Annotated in this window: 7 protein-coding genes; 4 read left to right on the forward strand and 3 right to left on the reverse strand. The window is 31.5% G+C overall.

Annotated features, from left to right (window positions below; translation table 11 throughout):
• A partial coding sequence (locus WBN21_RS11000) for an oligosaccharide flippase family protein (protein WP_424200223.1) occupies positions 1–929 on the reverse strand: 929 nt, incomplete at its 3' end.
• A gap of 414 nt (positions 930–1,343) precedes the next feature.
• Positions 1,344–3,143 (reverse strand): translational GTPase TypA, encoded by a 1,800-nt coding sequence (gene typA / locus WBN21_RS11005; protein WP_424200225.1) that lies wholly within the window; start codon positions 3,141–3,143, stop codon positions 1,344–1,346.
• 143 nt (positions 3,144–3,286) lie between these two features.
• On the opposite strand from typA, the gene WBN21_RS11010 reads away from it, so the two are divergent.
• The 3 genes from WBN21_RS11010 to WBN21_RS11020 all read left to right on the forward strand — a co-directional run bounded on the left by WBN21_RS11010 (position 3,287) and on the right by WBN21_RS11020 (position 4,929).
• Positions 3,287–3,646 (forward strand): hypothetical protein, encoded by a 360-nt coding sequence (locus WBN21_RS11010; RefSeq protein ID WP_424200227.1) that lies wholly within the window; start codon positions 3,287–3,289, stop codon positions 3,644–3,646.
• Between the two features lie 186 nt (positions 3,647–3,832).
• Positions 3,833–4,651, forward strand: coding sequence for a 3-deoxy-8-phosphooctulonate synthase (gene kdsA, locus WBN21_RS11015; RefSeq protein ID WP_424200229.1), 819 nt, complete (start codon positions 3,833–3,835; stop codon positions 4,649–4,651).
• A 41-nt stretch (positions 4,652–4,692) separates the two neighbouring features.
• Positions 4,693–4,929: a CDGSH iron-sulfur domain-containing protein gene (locus WBN21_RS11020; protein WP_424200231.1), complete on the forward strand. Its 237-nt coding sequence runs from the start codon at positions 4,693–4,695 to the stop codon at positions 4,927–4,929.
• A gap of 18 nt (positions 4,930–4,947) precedes the next feature.
• Here the strand turns inward: WBN21_RS11020 and WBN21_RS11025 are convergent, their stop codons facing one another.
• Positions 4,948–5,316 carry a DUF1801 domain-containing protein gene (locus WBN21_RS11025; RefSeq protein WP_424200233.1) on the reverse strand — a complete coding sequence of 123 codons (369 nt, stop codon included), beginning with the start codon at positions 5,314–5,316 and terminating at the stop codon, positions 4,948–4,950.
• 81 nt (positions 5,317–5,397) lie between these two features.
• On the opposite strand from WBN21_RS11025, the gene WBN21_RS11030 reads away from it, so the two are divergent.
• Positions 5,398–6,636: a hypothetical protein gene (locus WBN21_RS11030; RefSeq protein ID WP_424200235.1), complete on the forward strand. Its 1,239-nt coding sequence runs from the start codon at positions 5,398–5,400 to the stop codon at positions 6,634–6,636.
• Positions 6,637–6,907: the final 271 nt, after the last annotated feature.

Consider the following 6,907-nt stretch of genomic DNA (forward strand, 5'->3'; position numbering starts at 1 on the left):
GTTCTATAGAAGCTAAATACTTCTTTTCTAAATGCCCTAACTCCATTAATTTCAGAAAATCTTGGTAATAAATACAATACTATTAAAGAACTTACAAACATTAAATAAAAGCTAGAAATTCTAGTCATCGCTTCCCAAAAACCAGCATCTTTATAACCTATATTGTCAATAATATAAGACCTAATTGCTATTGCCACAAATGGTAATAAAACAGTAGTAAAAAGAGCCATTAAAGAGTAAGGGCTTATTTTTTTAAAAAAACTAAAACTGACATTACTAATCTTAATTTGGTTTACTAAACTTTTTCTGTTTATTATACCAACTAGCGTGATTAAGAAGATTATAGACTCTGCTATAACCACCGAAATTAAAGCACCATCAATCTTATTTTGATAAATTAAAAGTAAGGCAATGGATACACTTAAAACTTGACCAATAATATTTATAATGATTAGGATTTTATACTTTGAAAACCCATTCATTATAGAAAATGAAAATACATTTAAAGCATAAAAAGGAAGTACAAAAGCAAAAATTCGAATAACGTAAGCATAGTCATTATAGGTTGGAAAAATGATATCATTAATCCATTCTGAATTGAAATAGCAAAAAAACGACACAATAATGGTCGAAATAAACCCAAAATAATATGTTGTTGAAAGTGTTTGACTGAGCTTTAATGTATCCTCCTTAAACTCGGAAACATATTTAACTATCCCTTTATAAAAACCTAGTGTTGCAATGGTTTGAAAAGAACCAACAAAGTTTCGTAAATTCCCTATTAAAGCCAATCCTTCAGCTCCAATAAACACAGCTATAGCTTTAGAGGTTAGTATTCCAGCTAATATTCTAGTTAATACAGAGGCTGTTTGCAAGGAGGCAATCTTTACTAAAACCTTACTGTTTATATAATGTATTAATTTTTTCAATTAATATCTATTTTCCTTATTTTTTGGGTCCTTTAAAAAAGATTATCTCTTATAAACGCTATAAAGAACTTATTATTTTCTAAGTTATTAATGTAGTAACCAAATATACAAAATCATTTTACCTATATAAGTTTTTTCGCGAAAATCGGTAACCCCTTTTAGAATACAAAAAGAAACCCCTACTTATTCCTTTGGAGTAAATAATAAATATTAATTCCCAATATAGCCAAGTTGGTAATAATTATTGGCTTAGAAATTGGTTGAAGCAAAACTCCATAAAACACAAATAGTAAACACCCAAAGGAGTTTACTATTCGTAATTTTTTAACCGACTTCATTAAGAATGAAATAAGTACAGTTGCCATGGCGGCATAACCAACCCATTCTACCCATGAAATCCCTAAGAATTCCAAATTAAATGGATTTGTTTCGTTTACGATCTACTTCTGTTAAATAGATTTTTCGCAAACGTAAAAATTTTGGTGTTACCTCAACATACTCATCTTTCTGAATATATTCTAAAGCTTCTTCTAATGAGAATTTAATTGCAGGTACAATTTTAGCTTTATCATCAGCACCAGAAGAACGAACATTACTCATCTTTTTGGTTTTAGTGATATTAACGGTCATATCATCACCACGTGAATTTTCTCCAATCACCTGACCTTCGTATATATCTTCACCCGGATCAACAAAAAACTTACCTCTATCTTGTAATTTATCAATAGAATAAGGAATAGCTTGTCCTTTTTCCATAGATACTAAACTTCCATTTTGACGTTCTGGAATTCCACCTTTAAGAGGTTGGTATTCTTTAAACCTATGAGCCATTATAGCCTCACCTTGAGTTGCAGTTAATAATTGGTTACGTAAACCTATAATACCTCTAGAAGGCACCATAAATTGACAAACCATACGCTCACCTTTAGCTTCCATGCTTATCATTTCGCCTTTACGCATAGTAACCATTTCAATAGCTTTCCCAGAAACTGTTTCAGGTAAATCAATGGTCATTTCTTCAATAGGTTCACATTTTACACCATCAATTACTTTGATGATTACCTGTGGTTGTCCAATTTGCATTTCATAGCCTTCACGACGCATGGTTTCAATTAAAACCGATAAGTGTAAAACACCACGACCAAAAACAATAAACTTATCAGCACTATCAGTATCCTCAACTTTAAGCGCTAAGTTTTTCTCCAATTCTTTAGCTAAACGATCTTTAATATGACGAGATGTTACGTATTTTCCATCTTTACCAAAGAAAGGCGAATCGTTAATAGTGAATAACATACTCATAGTAGGTTCATCAATAGCAATTGTTTTTAATCCTTCAGGGTTTTCCCAATCGGCAACAGTATCACCAATTTCAAAACCTTCTAAACCAACAATGGCACAAATATCACCTGTTTGAACTTCTTCTACCTTTAAACGCCCTAGGCCTTCAAAAACATGAAGTTCTTTTATTTTAGATTTTTGAATGCTTTTATCTCTTTTTACTAAAGATATATTCTGACCAACTTTTAACTCACCACGCATTAAACGCCCAATCGCAATACGACCAGTAAATGATGAGAAATCTAAAGAGGTAATCAACATTTGTGTAGTTCCTTCAGCAATTTTCGGTGCAGGAATATGTTCAATAACCATATCTAATAATGGCTCAATGTTTTTAGTTTCATTTTGCCAATCATCACTCATCCAGTTGTTCTTAGCTGAACCATAAACGGTTGGAAAATCTAATTGCCACTCTTCAGCACCAAGCTCAAACATCAAATCAAAAACCTTTTCGTGAACCTCATCAGGCGTACAGTTTTCTTTATCAACCTTATTAATTACAACACATGGTTTTAAACCTAAATCAATCGCTTTTTGAAGTACAAAACGCGTTTGTGGCATTGGGCCTTCAAAAGCATCAACTAAAAGTAAAACACCATCAGCCATATTTAATACACGTTCAACCTCACCTCCAAAATCGGCGTGACCAGGTGTATCAATAATATTAATTTTAGTGTCTTTATAAATTACAGAAACGTTTTTTGAAGTAATTGTAATACCTCTTTCACGCTCTAAATCGTTATTATCAAGAATTAAATCACCTGTATTTTGATTGTCTCTAAATAGTTGACAATGGTACATGATTTTATCAACCAAAGTAGTTTTACCGTGATCTACGTGTGCAATAATTGCAATGTTTTTAATATTAGCCATAATAGTGCCCTTATTTTAAGCGTGCAAAGGTACGTGTTATTTAGTTAAAAATATGTTATAATTATAAGCTATTATAATTTTTGGACTTAGTATTCGTTATTTTTAAAAACAACACCTACATAGTAACCTTTAAATTTTAAATTATGCGCCAAGTCTCTCATTATACAAAACACATCCCCTACCTTTATTTCATTGCTGTTTCTGCCTATTGGTTTACCATCGTTAACAAAAGTGAAGGCCTAACCGCATACCCAATTTTATTATTTGGCATACCTTTTTTATGGCAAATTATTAAACCAAATAAAAAGCTTAATTTCACATTAGGCATCTCATTTGTATGCGTTTCATCATATTTAATTCTTGCTTTCCTGTCAGACATCCTTCATATCGTGTCGCTTTCATACGCAATAAAGCAAATTATGGTGTATGGTGGTCTGTTTGTTTTTGCCAGTTTTATAATGGCACTTTGGATAATAAAAAATAGTTTAAGCAAAAGCTTCTAAAAACATATTTTGGGCGTTACCACAAGGGTCGGGCTTTCACTACTCGCTCCCTCCTAAGGTCGGGGAGCTCAAACATGCCGTTCAATCCCTAACGCAAGCACATTTCCTAAAAGCAATGCAATAACCCCAAAATAAAGCCATATTAAAACTCCTTTTCGTAACTTTACAGCTTAAATTTTTAAGCAAATGAACCTAACTGAAGTTCCTAAATTAAAATATACCAATTCTAATAATTTCTTTTTATTATGCGGTCCATGCGCCATCGAAGGCGAAGATATGGCATTGCGCATTGCCGAAAAGGTAATTACCATAACGAATAAATTAGAAATACCTTATGTATTTAAAGGCAGTTTCAAAAAAGCAAACCGTAGCAGAATTGATAGTTTTACAGGAATAGGCGATGAAAAAGCTTTAAAAATTCTTAGAAAAGTATCCGAAACTTTCAATGTGCCAACAGTAACCGATATCCATGAGATTTCAGACGCTATAAAAGCAGCCGAATATGTTGATGTGTTACAAATCCCAGCCTTTTTAGTGCGCCAAACGGATTTGGTTGTTGCCGCAGCAGAAACCGGTAAAGTGGTAAACCTAAAAAAGGGACAATTTATGAGTCCAGAATCCATGAAACACGCTGTGCAAAAAGTTAAAGATGCCGGAAGTGATAAAGCATGGATTACAGATAGAGGCACTATGTTTGGCTATCAAGACATGATTGTCGATTTTCGTGGTATTCCAACCATGCGCAAAATGGCACCAACTGTTTTAGATGTTACCCATTCTTTACAACAACCCAACCAATCGGCAGGCGTTACAGGTGGCCGTCCTGATATGATTGAAACTATTGCCCGAGCTGGAATTGTAAATAATGTTGATGGTTTATTTATTGAAACACACTTCGACCCTGCAAATGCAAAAAGTGATGGCGCCAATATGCTTCACCTAGATAATTTGGAAAAACTCCTAACCAATCTAGTTGCAATCAGAAAAACGATCAACAGTTTATAATTTATAGTATATTAGACAAAAATCGTATTAATATAAATACTATGGAAAATAATACTCGTGGAGGTGATGCGCCTGTTAAATGCGAATTAGAAGCTAACAAAAATTATGCTTGGTGTACTTGTGGCCATAGTGAAGATCAGCCATTTTGTAATGGATCTCACAGAGCAGCAAAAGCAACAACACCATTGGTTTTTACTGTTGAAGAAGAAAAAACAGCTTACTTATGTACCTGCAAGCAAACTAAAAACCCACCATATTGCGATGGTTCTCACAACTAGTATTTAATACTTGCTAGTTTACTTATTATAAAACGATTTACCTTTCTGTTTTTTTGCTTCCTTAAGTATAGCAATAAAAACCGCATCATTAATATCTTCTAACGAGGTATAACGCAACGATTTCACAACCTTACGGTTTTCACTAACCAAATAGTCATCAAACTCAGACAGGTATGCCGAATGCCAAAAAGCAACATCTACATATTGCTTTTTATGACTTGCATTTAAATAGCAAACAGGTGTTTCTCCCAAATAATAACAAGGAATACGCCATTTATACTTTAATTCAACATCAGGAATCGTGTGCTCTATAATAACTTGAATGTGCATTAAAATAGACCGGTATGGTTCAGGTTGATTCAAGATATATTCTTCTGCTGGATTCATGGGCTCATTTTATTTCAAACTTAATTAATTTTTTAAAAAATTAGGTACATTTGATTACTAAACTAGATTTCTTAAATCTACATGAAAAAAATTCTTAGCCTAAATAATTATTTAAAATTTCTTCCATTATTAATTGTATATATAATTATTTGCCTAATTAAACAACAAAACATACTTGTTGGTGATGAAGATGATTATTTATTGTTTGCAGATAATTTACTTAATGGGTTTTATGCCAATCCTGAGCATGAGTATAGCTTTTTATGGAATGGCCCCGGGTACCCAATTTTTTTAATGGTTTTTAGGTTTTTAAATGTTTCCTTATTGATTCCCAAACTCTTTAACTGTCTATTTATTTATTTAGGAGTCATTTATTTCTTTAAAAGTCTTTCTCAATTAATAAATGAAAAAAAAGCTTTTTATATATCCATTATACTCGGTCTTTTTTACCCCTTTTTAGTAGAAGCATTGCCATATTTATTAACAGAGTCTTTAAGTTTTCTGCTAGTTTCTTTATTTACTTATTCCTTTTTAATTTATTTAGAACACAAAAGTGAAAAACACAAATGGGCAGCGTCGTTATCTTTAGGTTATTTAATATTAACAAAAATATTTTTTGCCTATGTTATAATATTTACATTAGTGTTTATTTTGCCTTTTTTATTTTATAAAAAAACTAGAATGAAAGCCCGAGACTACAGCTTGGTTTTATTTTTAGGATTTTGCTTTACAATTCCCTATTTGTTTTACACTTACTCACAAACCGATAAACTATTGTACTATAGTAATGCTGGAGGTATGAGTTTATATTGGATGAGTAGCCCTTATGAAAATGAATTAGGCGATTGGCATTCTTTTGAAACTTTAAGCAAAAAACCAGAAATTTATAAAAATCACATGGCATTTATAAATACCATAGAAAGCTTACCTCCAGTCAAGAAAGATTCAGCCTTAAAAACCAAGGCTATTGAAAATATAGTTAATAATAAGAATAAATTTTTCAAAAATTGGCAATCCAATCTGGGCAGGCTATTTTTTGACTACCCTTATTCTTTTCAAAAACCTAATATTAGTATACTTCGTCAATTAATACCTCGTAGCATACTATTAATTCTTTTAATAATTACTTTTGCTTTAAGTCTTAAACATATAAAACATCTAAATCCTATAATAATTATTTTTGGTGTTATTTCGGTAGTCTATATTGGCGGTATTAGTTTATTATCAGCCTACCCTCGTTTTCTGTATATCATTTTGCCTATGTTATTATTATGGATAAGCTATGTATGTGATAAATACATCAAAATTTCTGTAAAATAGATGACTAGCTTAAATTTAATAAGGATGATTAAACCAACAAATCTCTAGAATCTATTAATTAATAAACATCTAATTCCAAACTTAACAAAAATTTATATTGAATAATTCAAAAATATTTATTTACTTTGCAATTCAAAGTACTTTTATATGGAATCAAAAGATTATTTAAAAGACATTAGTGATATTAAAGATATGATGAACAAATCATCTCGCTTTATATCGCTTAGTGGATTATCAGGAATACTTGCTGGTATTTATGCTTTAGTTGGAG

Origin of the sequence: Algibacter sp., from assembly GCF_049667265.1 — a bacterium.
Classification (GTDB): domain Bacteria; phylum Bacteroidota; class Bacteroidia; order Flavobacteriales; family Flavobacteriaceae; genus Algibacter_B.

Coding starts and splice junctions, on each gene's coding strand:
- typA (WP_424200225.1), bottom strand. CDS start 3,143: ATGGCTAATATTAAAAACATTGCAATTATTGCACACGTAGATCACGGT.
- WBN21_RS11010 (WP_424200227.1), top strand. CDS start 3,287: ATGCGCCAAGTCTCTCATTATACAAAACACATCCCCTACCTTTATTTC.
- kdsA (WP_424200229.1), top strand. CDS start 3,833: ATGAACCTAACTGAAGTTCCTAAATTAAAATATACCAATTCTAATAAT.
- WBN21_RS11020 (WP_424200231.1), top strand. CDS start 4,693: ATGGAAAATAATACTCGTGGAGGTGATGCGCCTGTTAAATGCGAATTA.
- WBN21_RS11025 (WP_424200233.1), bottom strand. CDS start 5,316: ATGAATCCAGCAGAAGAATATATCTTGAATCAACCTGAACCATACCGG.
- WBN21_RS11030 (WP_424200235.1), top strand. CDS start 5,398: ATGAAAAAAATTCTTAGCCTAAATAATTATTTAAAATTTCTTCCATTA.